The sequence below is a fragment of the Cesiribacter andamanensis AMV16 genome, from assembly GCF_000348925.1.
In the GTDB taxonomy this organism is placed as follows: domain Bacteria; phylum Bacteroidota; class Bacteroidia; order Cytophagales; family Cyclobacteriaceae; genus Cesiribacter; species Cesiribacter andamanensis.
Genome location: NZ_AODQ01000089.1, coordinates 1 through 18,985, shown reverse-complemented (window position 1 = coordinate 18,985; position 18,985 = coordinate 1). Strand labels below are relative to the sequence as shown.

Here is an 18,985-nt window from a genome sequence, read left to right as displayed (position 1 = left end):
GAATAATTTCAGTAGGCCGTTTTTATTAAAAATAAGTATTCTCTAAAATTCGGGATGACTCATGTTTTGCTGTCTGCAACGGGTCTATAGGATCAAGCCCCGCAGCCAAAGAAGTAGTTTCAGGCAGGGAGGCCGCTAAGCGGCAAGCAGACTGCATAGGGACGGAAGCCAGATTGGCGCGCTTCGCTAGCAGTGACGAGGCCGGTAGCAGCGGAAAGAACCCTTGCTCAGGCCGACTTGCTTTCCAGTACCTGCCAGCTACTTTCGCATACCTGCACCTTGCCGTGCATGGCCAGTACCCATTCGGTGGTGTCGGGGCCGGTCAGTTCTTCAATCAGCGTAAAGCCATTTCTGCGGTAAAAATTGGCCAGTCTGTAGTCTTCTATAGCCAGCCAGAAACGGTTCAGGGGCAGCTGGTCATAGAGCTGCTGCAGCCAGGCTGAGCCCAGCTGCTTATCGCGGTACTGCTCCGAGATCCACAGAAAACCAATATAAAGATAGCCCTCGGCAAACCAGCGCTGGGCATCCTCCAGGTAGGTAGGATGTGTATCGGGCGAGGTGCTTGAGAAAACGATACCCCCGCCAAGTATCTGTCCATCAGCTTCCAGCACAAAGATGCGGGCTGACTGCTCGTAGGCAGACCAGTGGGGCACAATGCCTTCCTGCCAATCGGGGGGTAAAATAGAAAAAAAAGACGCTGGGGAGTGGGTGATTTCTTTGAAGCTGTGCTCCACAAATACTAGTTTTATCCAGTTTTAATCCGTGTGTTGGCTGGATAACAGATTGCAAGTTCAGCAGAATTTTTCAACATTTTATCTGGGGAGCCTGTCCTGAAGCAAAAATATTTTTTGTTATTGGAAAGAGATAAAAAAGTAGTGCTTTAAACTTATTTGAGTACCCTTGTTGTTAATATAGAAGCCCAAAAGCAGCCCCTATGGACATGAGCCCAGAAGAATTTGATGCACGCTACCAGGAAGCCCTGGAGAAAGCCCTGGCGCACATGGCCGAAAATCCGGAGATTGCCCCAAGCCAGTTTTACAGCCTTGCCACCTTCCTGGAGAACCTGTCCATATTTAGTCCGGTGCTTTACGGGCTTCTCATAGACTCAAAAAAGTCCTAGTTATAGCATAGGTCCCAATCAGCTGTCCCCCTGCCCTTCAGGCATTATCTTCAAAAAGCTCAATCGTATACCCATCCGGGTCCTGAATAAAGAGTTGGATGGCACCATCGGGCCGTGGTTTAGGGCCGCGGTATGTCACCCCTTTCTGCTGAAGCCAGTGCGCAGCCTCCCTTGCCGATCGTACCTTGAGCGCAAAATGATGCCGCCTGTCCAGGCTCAGTTCCTGCTTCCGGCCGCCAATCAGGTGCAGCTCCTGTCCGGCCCCCAGCCGAAACCAGGCTCCCGGAAAATCAAAGGCCGGGCGTGGAATAGCCTCCAGCCCTAGCTGTCGCTGATAGAATGCCCGGCTGGCTTCCAGGTCCTTTACCCAGATGGCCACATGGTTGAGTTCTTCTATATCCATTTGAATTAAAAAGGTGTAAAAAAAATGCGGGCTGTGCAGTTCCGCACAGCCCGCCCATAGGGTTAGTTGAGCATGCCGGTTCTTCGGAGCAAGGCCTCCGGTGAGGGTTCTTTGCCTCTAAACCGTTTGTATAACTCCATCGGATGCTCACTGCCGCCGGCGCTTAGCACATGTTTCTTAAACAGGTCGGCGGTATCTTTATTGAAGATGCCCCGCTCCTGAAAAAATTCAAAGGCATCTGCATCCAGCACCTCGGCCCACTTATAGCTGTAGTAGCCCGAGGAGTAGCCTCCCTGGAAGATGTGGGAGAAGGAGGCACTGGTGCTGGTGCCCGCTACGGGGGGTAATAGATCGGTATCCTGCAGGAGCTCCCGCTCATAAGCGCCTACATCGGTTATGGAGGCTGCTCGGGCAATGTGCCAGCCCATGTCCAGGCGGGCCAGGCCTATCTGGCGCACGGTCTGGTAAGCTTCCATAAAGTTGGCGCTCGCCTTTATTTTGCGGATCATCTCTTCCGGAATGGCCTCACCGGTCTGGTAATGGCGGGCAAAAAGATCAAGGCTTTCTTTTTCATACACCCAATTCTCCAGCACCTGGGAGGGAAGTTCCACAAAATCCCAATACACGCTGGTACCGCTCAGGCTCTCATAGGTGCCATCGGCCAGGATGCCGTGCAGGGCGTGGCCAAACTCATGAAAAAGGGTGGTTACCTCATTAAAGGTGAGCAGCGAAGGGGTAGTGGCCGTTGGTTTGGTAAAATTGCAGACGATGGAAATATGCGGACGCACATTTTCGCCCGCCACTTTTTTCTGGCCGCGGAAAGAGGTCATCCAGGCGCCGTTGCGCTTACCCGGGCGGGGAAAGAAATCGGCATAGAACACGGCCATATGCTGCTGCTGCTCATCCAGCACTTCATATACCTGCACATCCGGATGATAGACCTGTACACCCTTAAGCGGCCTGAACTGCAGCCCATAAAGCCGGCCGGCCACCTGAAATACCCCATCTATCACAGTCTCCAGCTTAAAGTAGGGCTTCAGCATCTCATCATCAATGGCATACTTTTCCATTTTGAGCTTCTCGGAGTAGTAAGCAATGTCCCAGCGCTCCAGCTTCTGGGGGCCGCCCAGCGAGTGTGCATACTGCGTAAGCTCCTCCAGTTCCCGCCGGGCCACGGGTTTGGCATAGCCTAGCAGGGTTTCCAGAAACTCAAACACCTTGGCCGGCGACTCAGCCATGCGCTCTTCCAGCACAAAATCGGCATGAGAGGCATAGCCCAGCAGCTGGGCCCGCTCCTGGCGGAGGCCTACCTTTTTAAGGATGGTCTCCTGGTTGTCCTGCTCATCACCCTTAAAGGCTCTGGACCCATAGGCCCTAAACAGCTGCTCCCGCAACTGCCTGTTATCGGCATAGGTCATAAAGGGGATATAACTCGGAAAATGCAGCGTAAACAACCAGCTCCCCTCCTTTCCCTGTTCTTTGGCCGCAGCGGCGGCGGCTTCTACCGCATGCCCGGGCAGGCCGGCCAGATCCTTCTGGTCGGTAATTTCCAGGCTGTAGGTATTGGTTTCTTTCAGCACCCGCTCGCCAAACTGCAGCGAGAGTTGCGAGAGTTCCTTATCGATCTCCCGGAGGCGTTGTTTTTGCGCCTCAGAGAGCAGCGCCCCGTTGCGCACAAAGCTTTTATAGGTTTTATCCAGCAGGGTATGCTGTTCGGGGCTGAGGCTAAGCTGGTCTTTTTGGGCATGCACCTGCCGGATGCGCGCAAAAAGTGCTTCGTCCAGCATGATGTCATTGGTATAGTCAGAGAGCAGCGGCGAAATATCGCGGGCAAGGGCCTGCATCTCATCATTGGTCTCTGCCGAATTAAGGTTAAAGAATATGCCGGAAACCAGGCCCACCTTTTCGCCGCTGCGTTCCAGCGCCTCCAGCGTATTTTCAAAGGTTGGGGCTTCGGGATTGGCCGTAATGGCGGCTACCTCCTGCTTGCCCTCCTGAATGGCCTGCTCCAGGGCCGGCAAAAAATGGGCATTGGTTATTTCTTCAAAGGGGGGGGTAGCAAAGGGGGTGTTAAAAGGGGATAGGAATGGATTCATAAAAAAAAGTAGTTTACCTCTGGCCTGTGCACAGCAGTGGCCGGCGGCCTTATTTCAGATACACCTTAAAGCAGGAGCCTTCTCCTGGCTTGCTTTCTATTTCAATTCTGCCGCCGCTGTTCTCCACAATGCGCTTTACAATAGCCATGCCTACTCCTGTACCCTCTACGTGGGTATGCAGGCGCTTAAACATGGCAAATACCTTCGCCTGGTCTTTTTCGGCAATGCCCAGCCCGTTGTCCTTCACCTGCAGCAGCACATAGGGGCCGGAGAGGGAAGTAGACACGCTCACCTGAGGGGTGCGTTCGGGCGAGCTGTATTTGATGGCATTGCTTAGCAGATTGTACAGGATGCTGCGCAGGTTTTTGCGGGAAAAGTCAATGCGAGGCGCCTTTGAAAAATCTTCGCTGATCTCGGCGCCAGAGCTGCTAATGGCCTCCTGAATGTTATGTTTTACCTCTTCTACCAGTTCAGCAAAATAAACAGTATCCTTAGTGCCGGCCTCCTGTTGTACTTTGGCAACTTCGGTAAGATCCTGCAGGGTGTTCTTAAAACGTTCAATAGACTCGTTGATCATGCCCTGCAGGTTGGCAAACTCCTGACTGCTGCGGGATTCTTTGCTCAGCTGCTTGTAAAAGAGGTTCATAAGCCCCTCAATATTGCTTATGGGGGCCTTTAGATCATGGGAGGCGGTATAGATAAAATTATCCAGATCATTGTTGATGCGCAGCAACTCTTCGGTTCGCTGGCTTACGCGCTCCTCCAGCTGCCGGTTTAACGAGATCATGTCCCGATGCGCTTTTTCCAGCGCTTTCTTCTGGCGGTAAAAGCTCACAAAGGCCGATACCTTGGCCCGGGTGATGAAGGAGTGCAGCGGCTTGAACAGAAAATCTACCCCGCCAGCCTCAAAGCCCTCTACAATGTGAGAGGTTTTCTCATCAATGGCCGTAACAAAAATAATGGGAATATCGCGGGTCATGAAGTTGCTGCGCAGGTATTGGGCTACTTCATAGCCATTCATTACCGGCATTTGCACATCCAGCAGTATCAGGGCCAGTTCTTCCTTAAGCGCAATTTTGAGGGCTTCTGTACCCGAGTGGGCAAACAGGTAGGTGATGCCCTCCCCTTCCTGGCGCAGCAAACTCTCCAGGCTGATCAGGTTTTCGGGCCTGTCGTCCACCAGCAGGATCTTTACTTGCTCTATGCTGGCCGGCTGTGCTTTGGTGTGTACTGGTTGCACGTATTCGCTTAAAGAAGTGAAGTTAGAAAATCCTGTATTTTTTGTAAAGTAAACACTCGACAAGCTGGCGTAAGCCGCAGCCCGGCAGCAGGCATGGTGGCCACTTCTGCCTCGGCCGGATCCTGTACAATGGCCAGTCCGCCTTTTTCGGCTATGGCTTTGAGCCCTTTGCTGCCATCGGAATTGGCACCGCTCAGCAATATGCCCGCCACACCTTTGCCCAATACCCGGGCCGCACTGGCAAAGGTAACGTCAATGGAGGGTCTTGAAAAATTTTCCAACTCCGAACTGTCCAGCGAAAATGAAAGATCCTTCTCCAGCAGCACATGGTAGTTTGGTGGAGCAATGTACACATTTCCGGGAGCTAATGTCTCTTTCTCTTCTATTTCCTGCACCTGCAGGGCCAGTTTGCGGGCATATACGCTTTGCAGGTCACTATCATTGTTGCGCAGGCGGTGCAACACCAGTATAATGGGAATGCTGTAGCTGGCCGGCAGGGCACTTAGAATAGTGGTAGAAGCTTTTATACCCCCCCAGGATCCCCCACATCACTACTGCCTGTATCTTCTGCCTCATCAGCGAATTTTCCGGTATATCCGATTGCTTTTATCTATAACTTCAAAATCCTTGCTTATTCCCGCCAGTGTAAGCGTTTCTTTTTTGCCCAGCCCCAGATAGCCCAGCGGTACCAGGCTTTCATCAAACAGGGCATATACTTTTTCCTGCAGCTCCCGAGTAAAGTAAATCAGCACATTGCGGCAGATAATGAGGTGAAACTCATTGAAAGAAAAATCGGTGGCCAGGTTGTGCGGATAGAACAGCACGTTTTTTAGCAGGGAGGAGTTAAACTTGATGCCTCCGTAGTTGCTGGTGTAGTAGGAAGAAAACTCCCGCTTGCCGCCAGCGGCATAGTAACCGGCTGTGTAGGCAGCGATGGAGCGCGCAGGATAGATCCCCTCCCGGGCTTCTTTCAGCACTTTCTGGTTGATGTCGGTGGCATACACCTTGGTGCGTTTCAGCAGGCCCTCTTCTTCCAGCAGGATCAGCAGGGAAAAGAGCTCCTCTCCGGTAGAGCAGCCGGCATCCCAGATCTTGATGTGCGGGTAGGTAGACAGCCTGGGCAGCACATGCTGGCGCAGGGATAGAAAAAAGCTGGGGTCCCTGAACATTTCGGTAACATTTACGGTCACCTCCTGCAAAAATCCCTCAAAAAAATAACTATCCCGCAGCACGGCCTGCTGCAGTTCTGGAATTCCCGGCAGGCGCTTGTTGTCCATAAAGCGCCTGATGCGCCGGTAAACCGATGCCCGGGCATATCCCGAAAAATCATAGCCATAGTGGGCATTGATGGCCGTAATGAGCGCTTCTACCTCCTGTTCAAAAAGATCTTCCTGATCATCCTTCATATAACCATACCCGCATAAGCGTTAGCAGTTTATCTGTATCCACTGGCTTGGGAATATAATCCGAAGCCCCTGCGGCAATGCATTTTTCGCGGTCTTCTTTCATGGCCTTGGCTGTAAGGGCAATGATGGGCAGCTGTTTGTAGCGGGACTGCCGGCGGATGTGCTTAATGGCCTCAATGCCATCCATTTCGGGCATCATTACGTCCATCAGTACCAGGTCAACTTCTTCCTCGGCTTTCAGCTTGTTGAGGGCCTCCTGTCCATTATAGGCCACTACTATCTCCATGCCCTGCATTTCCAGCAGGCTGCAGAGTGAGTACACATTGCGCACATCATCATCGGCCACCAGTATTTTCTTCCCCTTCAGGATCTCTTCTGGCACGTGCAGCTTCATTTTAAAGTCATTGCCTACGGGCAGCTTCTTGTTTACTTTATGCAGGAAGAGTTGTACCTCATCCAGCAGCCGCAGGTAGGAATGCTCATTTTTGATGATGATGGTATTGGCATGGCGCTTAAGGCTGATCTCTTCTTCTTCACTCAGGTCTTTGCCCGAGTAGATGATGATGGGGATATCGGCAAGGCCCTTTTTAGCCCTGATCTTCTGCATCCACTCCTGCCCCTTCATGCCCGGCAGGTTCAGGTCCAGAATAATGCAGTCGATCTTCTGCTTGGCCAGCACTTTTTCGGCCTCCTCGGCCGAATGGGCCGAGACTGAATGAATACCATGACTTAAAAGCAATTCGCCAATGGCATTGTTTTCAATTTCATTATCTTCTACAATCAGGGTAGTTTCAATGCTGCGCGCAGTAGTGGCCGAAATAGTGGTAAAGGCCTTGTTGAGCATCTCCAGGGTAACCGGCTTGGGCAGGTACTCCTCATTCTGCTCATGCTTGCCCACTACCTCCCGATCGTAGGCCGACATCACATGCACATTGATGTGGCGCAGGTCCCGGTCTTCCCGTATCTGCTGCAGTACCTCCCAGCCCGACATATCGGGCAGGTTAATGTCCAGCAGAACGGCATCGGGAGAAACTTCGCGGGCAAGTTCCAGGCCCTGCCGGCCCGTAAAGGCCTGCTTCACCCTGAAGTTTTTGGCCTGGGCAAAATCTGCCAGGATCCCGTTAAAGCCTTTATCATCTTCAATGATGAGCAGGCAAACCTCCTTTTTGGTCCGGTCAGTTCGGGTATCCAGGCTGGAGAAAAGCTCCCTGGCCGATTCTTGTTTGCTTTGTGTAAGGGCAGGCACCACCCGGCTGCGACTGCTGGTCTGGGCAGGTGCTTCTTCCTGCTGCTGCCCATGCTGGGGCATGATCAGGGTAAAGGTACTGCCTTTGCCCTGTTCACTTTGCAGCCTGATCTGACCGCCCAGCAGGTTGGCGAGCTCGCGGCTGATGGCCAGCCCCAGACCCGTACCACCAAACTTGCGGGTGGTGGAGGAATCGGCCTGCTGGAAGGCTTCAAAGATCAGATCCTGCTTGTCTTTTGGAATGCCTATGCCGGTATCTTTTACCGAGAAGGCAATGGGCGTACCGCTTTCTTTGCCAGTGGAGCCAGCCTTACCCTCCGCCTCGGCAAGGGGGTAGATGGATAGCTCTACGCTGCCGCCGGCAGGGGTAAACTTAATGGCATTGCTAATGAAATTCTTGAGGATCTGCTCCAGGCGGAACCGATCGGTGCGGATGCTCTCCGGCAGATCTGGCGCCAGCCGCATGCTGAAGGCAACGTTTTTGTTGCTGGCCATTTCTGAGAATACCTTATCCAGCTTAAGGTCCGCAAGGGGTACCGGTGCAATCTCCAGACGGATCTGCCCCGACTCGATCTTGGAAAGATCCAGAATCTCGTTGATCAGCTTCAGCAGATCGGCCCCTGAATTATGAATGATCCTGGCCTGCTCGATCTGTTTTTCACTTAGGCGGTCATCAGTATTGTCGGCCAGCAGGCGGGAAAGGATCAGGATACTGTTGAGCGGGGTACGCAGTTCATGCGACATATTGGCCAGAAACTCGCTCTTGTATTTGCTGACGGTTTCCACCTGCTGTATTTTGAGCTCAATGGCCTGGCGGGCATCTTCCAGGGCCTGATTCTTGGTTCGTACGGCTTCAAACTGCTCTTCCAGCAGCTGGGCTTTTTCTTCCAGCTCGGAGTTCTTTTCCTGCAGTTCTTCCTGGTTCACCTTTAGTTCTTCTTCAGAAGCCTTGAGTTCGGCATTCAGCTGGCGCAGCTCTTCTTGCTGGGTTTCCAGCTCTTCGGCCTGGTTCTGGGTTTCGTAGAGCAGCTCCTGGGTATGCACATGGGCCTGCAGCGTATGCAGAATGATAGCAATGCGCTCCGAAACGGTCTTAAAAAATTCCTGTTGCAGGGGGGTAGCCTCCTGGCGGCTGCACAGCTCAATGGCCCCTACGTTGTTGCCCGAAAACACCAGCGGCAGCACAAAAACCGTCGCTGGCTGTAGCTCGCTCAGGCCCGTTTGCAGCTTTAGATACTCATCGGGCACCTGCCTGAGTATTTTTATGCTGTTTTCACGCACGGCCAGCCCCACCTTGCCAGCGCCCAGCTCAAAGGAGGGGATCTGCTCCAGCCTGTGGGTGAGGCCATAGGTACTTGCCGGAATCAGACGGCCCGCATCATTGTGCAGGTACAGAACGCCCGCTTCCGCCTGGGTATAGGTGCAAAGAAAGGCAATCACTTTTTCGGCCAGCTCCTGGAGGTTTCCTTCTCCGGCAATCAGGGAGTTCAGCTCCGATACCCCGTTGAGGATCCAGCTGCGGCGGTTGCTCTCCGTGGAATAGCGCTGCAACTTTTCCTGCATATCACTGATGGCCATGCTAAGGTTATCTTCCGGACTCTGAATGGCTACCGGCAGATCATAGCGTCCCTCTCCGATGGCCCTGGCCACTTCGGTAAGGCCAATGCTTTTGCGCACCAGGCCCCGGAAGGCATCGGCTACCTCTCCTATTTCATCTCGGCTGGTTATGCCTATTTTCACATCTGTAGCGCCCAGGCGCACACGCTCGGCGGCCAGCTTAAGGCTATACAGCGAGGTGGAGATCAGGTTAACAATGTAAAATGACAGAACAATGGCCAGCCCCAGCATTACCAGCAAAAAAGCCACAAGGCCAATAAGCTGGCGGCTTCGCTTTGATTTTTCAGCTTCTACTTCGGCCTGAATGCGGCGTATCATCCGGTCTTCCAGCTGCTTGTAGGCCTCTATGCTTTTTGTGAACAGTTCAAATACTTCCCGGGTATCATAGCCGGAGAGGTTTTGCATTGGGTTGCGTTCCAACAGTACAAAAAAGCGGCCAGGGTCTGATAATCCTGCGTATTGGTAAGCTCCCGGGCGGCTGCCAGCTCCTGCATGGTGGCATAGCGCTTAAAGTCATTCAAATAGGTATAGTAGAGCTCCTTCTGAGCCGTAAACGCGCCATATTCGCCTATGGAGAACTGGCCTACCTCTATGGTTCTGGCCATCTGGCTCCTGATGCGAGCCAGCTGAATTTTGGTTTTCACCAGATTGGTAAACCCTATGAGGTCCCGGCTAAGGGTTACATTGCTGATACCGGTGGCATTTTCATCGATCTTGTACAGAAAGCGGTTCAGCAGGTCTGCCGAGTAGATCCTGAAATCCTCTACATTAAGTTGCCCTTTGTCACTATCCCTACGGTATTGCCGTAATCCCTGCGCCAGGGCCAGATCAGCAAACTGGTGGTTTGCATCGTCCAGCTCCTGCTGCAGCTGCTGCTCCGCCACATCAGTTCGCTCGCGCTGCTGTAGGGCTTCCCGGTAATAGGCTGCACTATCCTGCTCGGCGGCCATCAGGCGGGCCCGCTCTTTCTGGAACTCATGCACATAGGCCGAAATGGCAGCCGATTCCCGCAGCTGTGCTGCCACTTCATTCAATTCAGCGGTTGCCCTTAGCTCCCGCTGCACCGTGGTGGTAACAAAGTAGATAAGGGGTATCAGCAGGAGCAGCAGCAGCAACAGGAGCTTATCTCTGATCCTAAGATTTCTGATCAACTTCATGAAAAGGGTTTCTAGGTAATAATGTGGATCTGCAGGCCACCAAAAGGGAGAAAGAATAGGGCATTAAAACCAGTACCTCTAAAAATAAACCTGGCCTGAAAATCTGTTTCAAAGGTACGAAATGTTGATGAGCAATGGAGGGTATGCCCAAAAATTAGCGTGCGAGTAGCCTGCCCAGGCTTGTATTTTACCTGTCTGCATACAGAGCCTACCCCATCAAACAGGGCTATAGGGCCACTTCTAGCGTTCTTCTTCCAGCTCAGCCAGCAGATTTTCCAGGTTCAGCGGCCGGGTATACATGGTAATGCTGCCATCTTCCAGCCGGGGCCATTCCTCCGGGCTACGGTCCCAATACAACTCCACCCCATTGTTGTCCGGATCGTTCAGGTAGAGTGCTTCGGATACGCCATGATCGGAGGCTCCGGTAAGGGGGTAGCCGGCGTCCAGCAGCCGTTTGAGGGCCACGGCCAGGTCTCGTCGGTTTGGGTACAGGATGGCGGTATGGAAAAGGCCTGCACTGTTAACCGGGGCCGGAGCAGCGCCCTTGCTATACCAGGTATTGAGGCCAATGTGATGGTGATAGCCCCCTGCAGAAATAAAAGCTGCCCCGGTTCCGTACATGGTTATGAGGCTAAAGCCCAGCAAATCGCGGTAAAAGGCCAGCGATCGGTCCAGATCGGCAACTTTCAGATGTACATGGCCTATGCGGGTAGCAGCGGGAATGGTATAAGGAGTTTCCATATTGTAAGGGACAGGGCCGGCCTGCCGGATAAGCTTTGCATGCTATAACACGCTAAAAAAGGTTTTGATTAGGCTGCAAAAAAAAGAGGCCTGAGACGCCCGCCTGAAGGGCTAAAAATAGAAATACCGGCAGCACCAGCCGCCGGTATTAAAATCCATATGCGTTATCGTATCCTCTGCGGATCACTTCACCAAGCAGCCTTGCTTAGTAAGCAACACCTGCAGCGATTTGATATAGATAACAGTTCATTGGACTAGACATTGTACCTCCTTTCTTTTAGTAAGAAATCGGTTCTACTAAACCGGATAACGCCCGTCACCGAGTTATTAATCGTAAAACGGGTGCGGAAAGTTCGCTGGCAGGGGCTACTATTTTTAAAATATTTTCCTGTTTCGGGACTGCTCAGCGGCACACAAAGCTCTGCTCATTTACCCCCAGTTTGTTGCGGGTAAGGATCTCTACGGGAAACCCCCACAGGGATCTGAGCTGCTCCAGGGTTTTGCGGGTCTCTTCGGGCTCCAGCTTGCGATCGTTGTAGAGGCTGTGGGTTAGGGTGAGCTTGTTGGTAGCATGCAGATCCAGGCCTGTGACCTGGATATTGGGCACCCAGTTGGCACGGTCATACTGCTGGCTCAGCTGCTCCCGGATGCGCTTGTAGCCCCGCTCGTTGTGTATGGCATTGATCTCGTATTCCTTTTTGCTTTCATCATCGGTAATGGCAAAAATCTTCATGTCCCGGATCACCTTGGGCGAGAGGTACTGCAGAATAAAGCTGTCGTCCCGGAAGTTTTCCATGGCATAGTGCACCTCATCCAGCCAGTGCTTGCCAATGAGGTTGGGGAACCAGAGCCGGTCTTCGGGCGTGGGATCCAGGCAGATGCGCTTGATGTCCATAAAGATGTTGAAGCCCAGCGTATAGGGGTTGAGGCCGGAAAAGTACTTGCTGTTGTACTCGGGCTGATAAAGCACACTGCTGTGACTTTTGATGAATTCCAGCATAAAGCCGTCGTTCACCCAGCCCTCGTCATACATCTTGTTGATGATGTGGTAGTGCACAAAGGAAGCAAATCCCTCATTCATCACCTTGGTGGCACTCTGGGGGTAGTAGTACTGGGCTACCTTGCGCACAATGCGTACAATCTCCCGTTTCCAGTCGGGCAGCGTGGGCGAGAATTTTTCGATGAAATAGAGCAGGTTCTCCTCAGGCTCCTGGGGGAATTTCTTATGCTTGCGGCTTTCCTCTACCCCCTGCCGGAGGGAGGGCAGTGTGCGCCAGAGTTCATTCACATTCTCATGCCGAATGCTGGTAAGCTTGCGCAGGCGCTCGTTCTCTTGCCGTGCCGAGCGCTTGCTGGGCTTCTTGTAGCGGTCAACCCCATGGTTCATCAGGGCATGGCAGGCATCCAGCACCTGCTCTACTTCATCCTCCCCCCACTCTTCTTCACAGGCCATGATGTACTCCCTTGCAAAAACCATATAGTCCACAATGGAATCGGCCGAGGTCCAGTCCAGAAACATGTAGTTATTGGCAAAGAAGGCATTGTGGCCCTGGCAGGCATGGGCAATCACCAGCAGCATCATGCAGGTGGAGTTGTTCTCCATGTTGTAGCTGATGCAGGGGTTGGAGTTGATCACCATCTCGTACGACAGCCCCATTCGCCCCTTGCTGTAGTTGTTCTGGTTCATGACAAAATCTTTGCCGAACTTCCAGTGCGGATAGGATGTGGGAAGGCCAATGAGCGAATAGGCATCCAGCATTTGCTCAGAGGTCACAATCTCAATCTGGTTGCTGTAGGTTTTCAGCTTGAGGTACTCCCGGCCAATGCGCTCGGTTACCTCATCGGCCGCCTCCAGGGTAGGATAATCCCAGTTGGGGTTGCAAAATAAGGATTTATAGGTTTCTTTCTTGTTCATGGCGCTGGTGGGGGTAGATTACACTGCATTCAGCTCGTCTCGTTTCCGGAACAGGCCCCGGAATACCGGCCAGATCTGGTTCACTTCCTGTATGCGGCGCATAGAAAAGTTGATCTCATCACACACCTCCTTGTAGGCCTGCCAAAGATCCCCTTCAGAATTTCGGTTGATCTCGATATAGGCCATGTACTGTACCGAGGGCAGGATCAGCTCCCGCAGCAGGCGGCGGCAGTTTACGGCATCTTCCCGGCTCCAGACATCCCCATCGGAGGCCTGGCAGCAGTACACATTCCAGCTGTCATCATAGCGCTCCCGGCGGATCTTGTGCATCAGTTTGAGCGAAGGGGCTACTACCGTACCCCCGCTCTCCCGGGAGTTAAAGAATTCCTCCTCATCTACCTCCTTGGCTTCGGTATGGTGGCGGATAAAGACCAGCTCTACATTCTTGTACTGGCGGGTCAGGAAAAGGTAAAGCAGCGTAAAGAAGCGCTTGGCAATATCCTTTTCATGCTGGCCCATGGAGCCCGATACGTCCATGATGCAAAACATCACCGCTGAGGTAACGGGCGTGGGCACCTGCTCAAAGTTGTTGTAGCGCAGATCCACATCTTCAAAGAAGGGAATGGTACGGGCCTGGCGGGCCACTTTCTCGATCTCCACTTCCAGCAGCATTCGCTCTTCCTCCTCGGCTACCCCCTCCAGCTGCAGCATGAGCGCTTTGAGTTTTTTCTCATAAGCCCCCTTAAGGGCAATTTGCCGGGCCAGTGATTGCTGAAAGCTGCTTTTGATATTAAGCCGGGAGGGCACGCTGTCTTTGGTATAGCCGGCCCGCTTGTAGGAGAAGGTGTAGGTGCTATCCATGAATTTCTTCAGCAGATTAGGCAGGGCCAGATCATCAAAGAAATACTTCAGGAACTCTTCCCTGGAAAGCACCACCGTAAATTCATCCTGGGTGATCTCCGGACTGTTGGAGCCCTTGCCTCTACCGCCACCCCCCTTCCCTTCGCCTTCGGGTTTGGGTATGCGATCCCCTTCGTTAAACCGATCATTGCCGGGGCGCACCAGGTATTTGCGCCCCGAGCCGGGCTGGTGATGGAAGCTGGGTTCATCGATGCCCTTTATCGGCACCGACACACTACCTCCTGTTCCGGCATCCTTGATGCTCTCCTGGCTCATGATATCCGGTATGGCCTTTTTGATCTGATCCTCCACCCGCCTGAGAAACTTCTGCCGGTTGCCGGTAGATTTTCCCTTATTGTTTTTCCGTCTGTCTACAATATTGCCCATGGGAGTAGTGCTTGAGTGAGTGAGTAAGACCTGAAAGGGATAAGCGCCCGATCAGGCCATGGTTTTGCGCACCCGCAGGAACCAGTCTACCAGTATGCGGATCTGCTTATCGGTATAGCCGCGCTCCTTCATGCGGCGCGTAAAATCGCGGTGCTTTTTCTCATCCTCTTCGTTTGATTTCACATTGAAGCTGACTACCGGCAGCAGGTCTTCGGTATTGGTGAAGATCTTTTTCTCGATCACCGTCTTGATCTTCTCGTAGGAGTCCCAGCGCGGGGTTTTACCTCCATTGTTGGCTTTGTAGCGCAGCGTAAAGTTGGTGATCTCGGCCCGGAAGTCTTTGGGATTGGCAATGCCGGCCGGTTTCTCAATCTTCTCCAGCTCTTCGTTCAGGTGGCTGCGGTCCATCACCTCGCCGGTATCGGGGTCGCGGTAATCGTTGTTCTGCATCCAGTGGTCGGCAAAGATCACATACTTCTCAAAGATGTTCTGCCCATAAGAGCTATAGGACTCAATATAGGCCTTCTGGATCTCATCGGAGATAAACTCGGCATACTTGCTTACCAGAATGGATTTGATCAGGTGCAGGTAGCGGTTTTCCACATCGGGCGGCAGCATCATCTTTACTACCTCCTGCTCCAGCACATAAAGCAGGTGCACGGGGTTGGCGGCAATCTCCTCACTATCAAAGTTGAATACCTTGGAGAGGATCTTGAAGGCAAAGCGGGTGGAGATGCCCGTCATGCCCTCGTTGATACCGGCATCGTCCCGGTACTCCTGTATGGATTTGGCATTGGGGTCGGTTTCCTTGAGGGTTTCGCCATTGTATACCCGCATTTTGGAGTAAAGGCTGGAGTTTTCGGGTTCCTTCAGGCGGGACATCACCGAAAATTCGGCCAATAGCTCCAGGGTTTTGGGCGCACAGGGGGCTTTGCGCAGGGAGCTCTCCTCGATCAGTTTTTCGTAGATCTTGATCTCTTCGCTTACCCGCAGGCAGTAGGGCACCTGTACCTTGTAGATTCGGTCCAGAAAGGCTTCGTTCTTTTTGTCGTTGGTGAATTTGGCCCATTCCGATTCGTTGGAGTGTGCCAGAATGATGCCATCGAAGGGGATGGCGCCAATGGGCTCCGTTCCCTTGTAGTTCTTTTCCTGGGTAGCCGTCAGCAGGGGGTTCAGTACCTTAATCGGAGCCTTGAACATCTCTACAAACTCCAGCACCCCCTGGTTGGCCAGGCACAGGCCGCCGGTATAGGAGTAGGCGTCGGGGTCACTTTGCTGGTACTCGGCCAGTTTGCGGATATCTACCTTGCCCACCAGGGTGGAAATATCCTGGTTGTTCTCATCCCCTGGCTCGGTCTTGGCTACGGCTATCTGCTCCTGCACGGAGGGGTACAGTTTTACCACCTTAAAGCGGTTAATATCCCCATCAAACTCCCGCAGGCGCTTGGAAGCCCAGGGGCTCATGCAGGCCGGGATGTAACGGGCAGGGATGCCGTATTCCTCCTCCAGCTCCTTTTTATAATCGGCAAAGAGGCCCAAGGGACTCTCGTACACCGGGCTGAGCTGGTCATAGGCTTTCAGCACATAGATCGGCTGAAACTGGATCAGGTGCTTGATCTTTTCGGCCAGCGAGCTTTTGCCCCCTCCCACCGGGCCCATCAGGTAAAGGATCTGTTTTTTTCTTCCAGGCCCTGGGCCGAGTGGCGAAAGTAGGATACAATCTGTTCAATGGTGCTTTCCATACCGTAGAACTCCCTAAAGGCCGGGTACACTTTGATCTTTTTATTTGAAAAGATGCGGCTGAGCACCGGATCTTCCCGCGTATCAACAAATTCGGGCTCGCCAATGGCCTGCAGGATCCGTTCCGCAGGTTTGGCATAGGCCGTAGCATCCTCTTTGCACAGGTCCAAGTACTCCGATACCGTCATTTCATTTGAGGCGGTACTGTAATTGGTTTTAATTTTTTCTAAAATGTTCATATCTGAAACAGTTATAGGTAGCTCGCAAACACACCAGGAATGATCGAACAGGAAGCGCCACGGATATACAGCAACCAGTTGAATGGGCCAAGTAGCTAATTTTGATAATTACAGAATATCAGCTTTAATAACCTGCTATTATCAATTTAACGAATTGGAACAATTGCCGCAATCAAAAAGAACAAAATAAAATATGGGCGTTATTGAGCTAACAGAAACTGTTTTGAGATGATTCCCGCAAGGGCAAGTTTTAACGGTGGGAGTATGGAATTTCTAGCAGGGAAAGGAATACCCCCTGTTTTAGCCTGGAAAAAAAGTAGTGAAACGGAACGCCAGTCTTGAAATAAGTAATGCCGGAGCAGAACTGAAGCTCTTCACCAAAAGAGGAAATCGATGCAGCCTAACTGGCTTGGTGCTCTTCTTAACTTCTATTAGGATGCGCCCTATAAAAAAAAGCCCGGCTCAGCAGGGCTTGATTCATAGTACCCCTAGAGAGCACCTCTACATACAATCTGAAAAAGCCAGACCATATATTAAGGAGCAGCTAAGCTGGGGGGGCAGACCAGCTCGGATGCTTAAAGGGGTCTGATTTTAATATCCAGGGCTTTTTCCAGAGCTTTAATGTCTGCCAGTTCCCTTGGAGTGACCAGAGCAACGGAATAGCCTTTTTTACCTGCGCGGGCCGTGCGGCCACTGCGGTGGGTGTAATACTCCAGCTGGTCGGGCAGCTGGTAGTGCACTACATAGGCCATATCGTCCAGATGGATGCCCCGGGCCGCCACATCGGTGGCTATCAGGGTCTGGAATTCCCGCCGGTTCCGAAAGGCCCGCATCACTCTGTCCCGCTCCCGCTGCTGCAGGTCGCCATGTAACGCCTCAGAGGGGTAGTTCCTGGCAGATAGCTGTTTGGCCAGCGTTTGGGCGCCATTTTTGGTTTTACAAAACACCAGGCCCCGGCTGTCTTCCTGCTGGCGCAGAAAATCGAGCAACACAGGCAGCTTTTCGTTCTCCTCACAGATAATGTAGCGGTGATCGATGTCCTTATTAACCTGATGCTGGGCGTCTACCTGAATGCGGTGGGCATCGGGCGCCATGTATTTTTTAATGATGGCCTGGATGTCTGGCGGCATGGTAGCCGAAAAAAGCCAGGTATAGCGCTTGCCCCTTGTCTTGGCCAAAATCTGATCCAGCTCCTTTTTAAAGCCCATGCTCAGCATTTCATCGGCTTCATCAAGCACCACGGTCCGTACCTGGCTCAGATCAACGGCCTCGCGCTCCAATAGATCGATCAGCCGGCCGGGCGTGGCTACCACAATGTGGGTGGGACGCTGCAGTGCTTTCATCTGATCACCAATGGCGGCGCCCCCATAAACAGCTTCCGAAAACAGCCTGGGGCCATATTTGGTAAAGCGAAAGAGCTGCTTGGCAATTTGCTGGCACAGCTCCCGGGTGGGAGCCAGCACCAGGGCCTGCACCTTAGGGTTGGCCGGATCAAGCTTCTGCAGCAGCGGAAGGCCAAAGGCGGCGGTTTTGCCCGTGCCGGTCTGCGCCTGGGCAATCAGGTCGGTTCCCTTTTCCAGCAGAAAGGGAATCGCTTTTTGCTGTATGGGGGTGGGGTCCAGTATTCCATTTTCTTCCAGGGCCTTCCGGAAAGAGTCCGTAATGCCTAATTGCGCAAATGTTCTCGACATACAAGGGGGTCTAATCGCCTGCAAAGATACAGGAATAAACCCGGCTATACTATTTAGGTTTAGCAAGCAGCTTTGGAGCGCTTCCGGCTAATTTTTCTTCGACACCAGCACAAACGATTGAGAAGTGTTGCCAGGCCCCTTAGCGGGCGGCAGCCTTGCGATAGCGGCTATTCTGGCACAAAGAAAAGGCGGCAGGCTGTTGCTTATCTGATAAATCATCCCGTACTTAGAAGAAGCAAAAAGCCAGACATGCGTCAGAACGTATCCTTTTACTTTTATTATTACTTCTTAAGCCTCCGCCGGGACTTGAGCAGGATAGTACGTTATTGACCACGCAATACGACCTTCTACCAAAAGCCCCGAATTCTCGGGGCTTTTTTGTTTTCAGCCCTTTCCTGTACCAACAGCCCTTTATCCCAAACATATAGCCGCATACCCTATGATCATTGCGCCCGCCCACAGACTCCAGCAGGTAGAAGAATACTACTTCTCCCGCAAACTGGCCCAACTGCGCCAGCTGGATACACCGGCCAAACCGGTGATCAACCTGGGCATTGGCAGCCCGGACCTCCCCCCTGCTCCAGCCAGCCTGGAGGCGCTGTGCCAGTCTGCCCTGCAGCCGGGCCATCATGGCTACCAGAGTTACAAGGGCATACCCCAGCTGCGGGCCGCCATCGCCGCCTTTAGCCGGGACCTGTATGGGGTAGCCCTGGCGCCCGAAACCGAGATCCTGCCGCTAATGGGCTCCAAAGAAGGCATTATGCACATTAGCATGGCCTTTTTAAATGAGGGGGATGAGGTGCTGGTGCCCGACCCCGGCTATCCCACCTACCAGGCCGTAGCCCGGCTGGTGGGCGCCCGGGTGCGCAGCTACCCTATGGAACAGCGGCTTGAAGGGGGAATAGACCTGGAGTGGCTCCGCCGCCAGGACCTGCATAAGGTGAAGCTTATGTGGATTAACTTTCCGCACATGCCCACCGGCATTCAGGCGTCGGCAGCTGTGCTTGCTGAGCTGGTGACCCTGGCCAGGGAAAAGCAGTTTCTGCTGGTGAATGATAACCCCTACAGCCTCAATTTAAACCCCAAC

General features: G+C 52.8%; 13 protein-coding genes and 2 pseudogenes. 2 read left to right on the top strand and 13 right to left on the bottom strand.

All coding sequences use genetic code 11. The features are described from left to right. Positions 1-227: 227 nt before the first annotated feature. Entirely contained in the window at positions 228-734 is a 507-nt protein-coding gene (locus ADICEAN_RS14895) for a GNAT family N-acetyltransferase (RefSeq protein ID WP_009196459.1), read from the bottom strand. 206 nt (positions 735-940) lie between these two features. On the opposite strand from ADICEAN_RS14895, the gene ADICEAN_RS14890 reads away from it, so the two are divergent. Continuing rightward, a complete protein-coding gene (locus tag ADICEAN_RS14890) occupies positions 941-1,120 on the top strand; it encodes a hypothetical protein (protein ID WP_236612931.1) in 180 nt (59 codons plus the stop codon). Positions 1,121-1,157: 37 nt separating this feature from the next. Here the strand turns inward: ADICEAN_RS14890 and ADICEAN_RS14885 are convergent, their stop codons facing one another. The 12 genes and pseudogenes from ADICEAN_RS14885 to ADICEAN_RS14830 all read right to left on the bottom strand — a co-directional run bounded on the left by ADICEAN_RS14885 (position 1,158) and on the right by ADICEAN_RS14830 (position 17,898). After that, positions 1,158-1,523, bottom strand: coding sequence for a VOC family protein (locus ADICEAN_RS14885; RefSeq protein WP_009196457.1), 366 nt, complete (start codon positions 1,521-1,523; stop codon positions 1,158-1,160). 62 nt (positions 1,524-1,585) lie between these two features. Further along, positions 1,586-3,619, bottom strand: a complete 2,034-nt coding sequence (locus ADICEAN_RS14880; protein ID WP_009196456.1) for a M3 family metallopeptidase — start codon at positions 3,617-3,619, stop codon at positions 1,586-1,588. 49 nt (positions 3,620-3,668) lie between these two features. Next, positions 3,669-4,859 (bottom strand): sensor histidine kinase, encoded by a 1,191-nt coding sequence (locus ADICEAN_RS14875; protein WP_009196455.1) that lies wholly within the window; start codon positions 4,857-4,859, stop codon positions 3,669-3,671. Positions 4,860-4,867: 8 nt separating this feature from the next. Then, positions 4,868-5,392 (bottom strand): annotated as a pseudogene (locus tag ADICEAN_RS14870) (chemotaxis protein CheB); the annotation flags it as partial. Positions 5,393-5,434: 42 nt separating this feature from the next. Further along, entirely contained in the window at positions 5,435-6,265 is an 831-nt protein-coding gene (locus ADICEAN_RS14865; protein ID WP_009196453.1) for a CheR family methyltransferase, read from the bottom strand. Then, complete coding sequence (locus tag ADICEAN_RS14860; protein ID WP_009196452.1) at positions 6,255-9,533, bottom strand: response regulator; 3,279 nt, start codon at positions 9,531-9,533, stop codon at positions 6,255-6,257. Before ADICEAN_RS14860 ends, ADICEAN_RS14865 begins: the two co-directional genes overlap by 11 nt. Further along, the gene (locus tag ADICEAN_RS21955) at positions 9,473-10,285 is read right to left on the bottom strand and encodes a nitrate- and nitrite sensing domain-containing protein (RefSeq protein ID WP_009196451.1); all 813 of its coding nucleotides are present in this window, start codon (positions 10,283-10,285) and stop codon (positions 9,473-9,475) included. The genes ADICEAN_RS14860 and ADICEAN_RS21955 overlap by 61 nt, the downstream gene beginning before the upstream one ends. Before the next feature lie 240 nt (positions 10,286-10,525). Beyond that, the gene (locus ADICEAN_RS14850; protein WP_009196450.1) at positions 10,526-11,026 is read right to left on the bottom strand and encodes a VOC family protein; all 501 of its coding nucleotides are present in this window, start codon (positions 11,024-11,026) and stop codon (positions 10,526-10,528) included. Between the two features lie 403 nt (positions 11,027-11,429). Then, the gene (locus ADICEAN_RS14845) at positions 11,430-12,941 is read right to left on the bottom strand and encodes a SpoVR family protein (RefSeq protein ID WP_009196449.1); all 1,512 of its coding nucleotides are present in this window, start codon (positions 12,939-12,941) and stop codon (positions 11,430-11,432) included. 18 nt (positions 12,942-12,959) lie between these two features. Continuing rightward, positions 12,960-14,228, bottom strand: coding sequence for a YeaH/YhbH family protein (locus ADICEAN_RS14840; RefSeq protein ID WP_009196448.1), 1,269 nt, complete (start codon positions 14,226-14,228; stop codon positions 12,960-12,962). Between the two features lie 51 nt (positions 14,229-14,279). After that, a pseudogene (locus tag ADICEAN_RS14835) lies at positions 14,280-16,156 on the bottom strand (PrkA family serine protein kinase). A gap of 626 nt (positions 16,157-16,782) precedes the next feature. Continuing rightward, positions 16,783-17,898, bottom strand: a complete 1,116-nt coding sequence (locus ADICEAN_RS14830) for a DEAD/DEAH box helicase (RefSeq protein ID WP_009196445.1) — start codon at positions 17,896-17,898, stop codon at positions 16,783-16,785. Positions 17,899-18,337: 439 nt separating this feature from the next. On the opposite strand from ADICEAN_RS14830, the gene ADICEAN_RS14825 reads away from it, so the two are divergent. After that, positions 18,338-18,985, top strand: a 648-nt coding sequence (locus ADICEAN_RS14825; protein WP_040397424.1) for a pyridoxal phosphate-dependent aminotransferase, incomplete at its 3' end; no start/stop codon positions are given.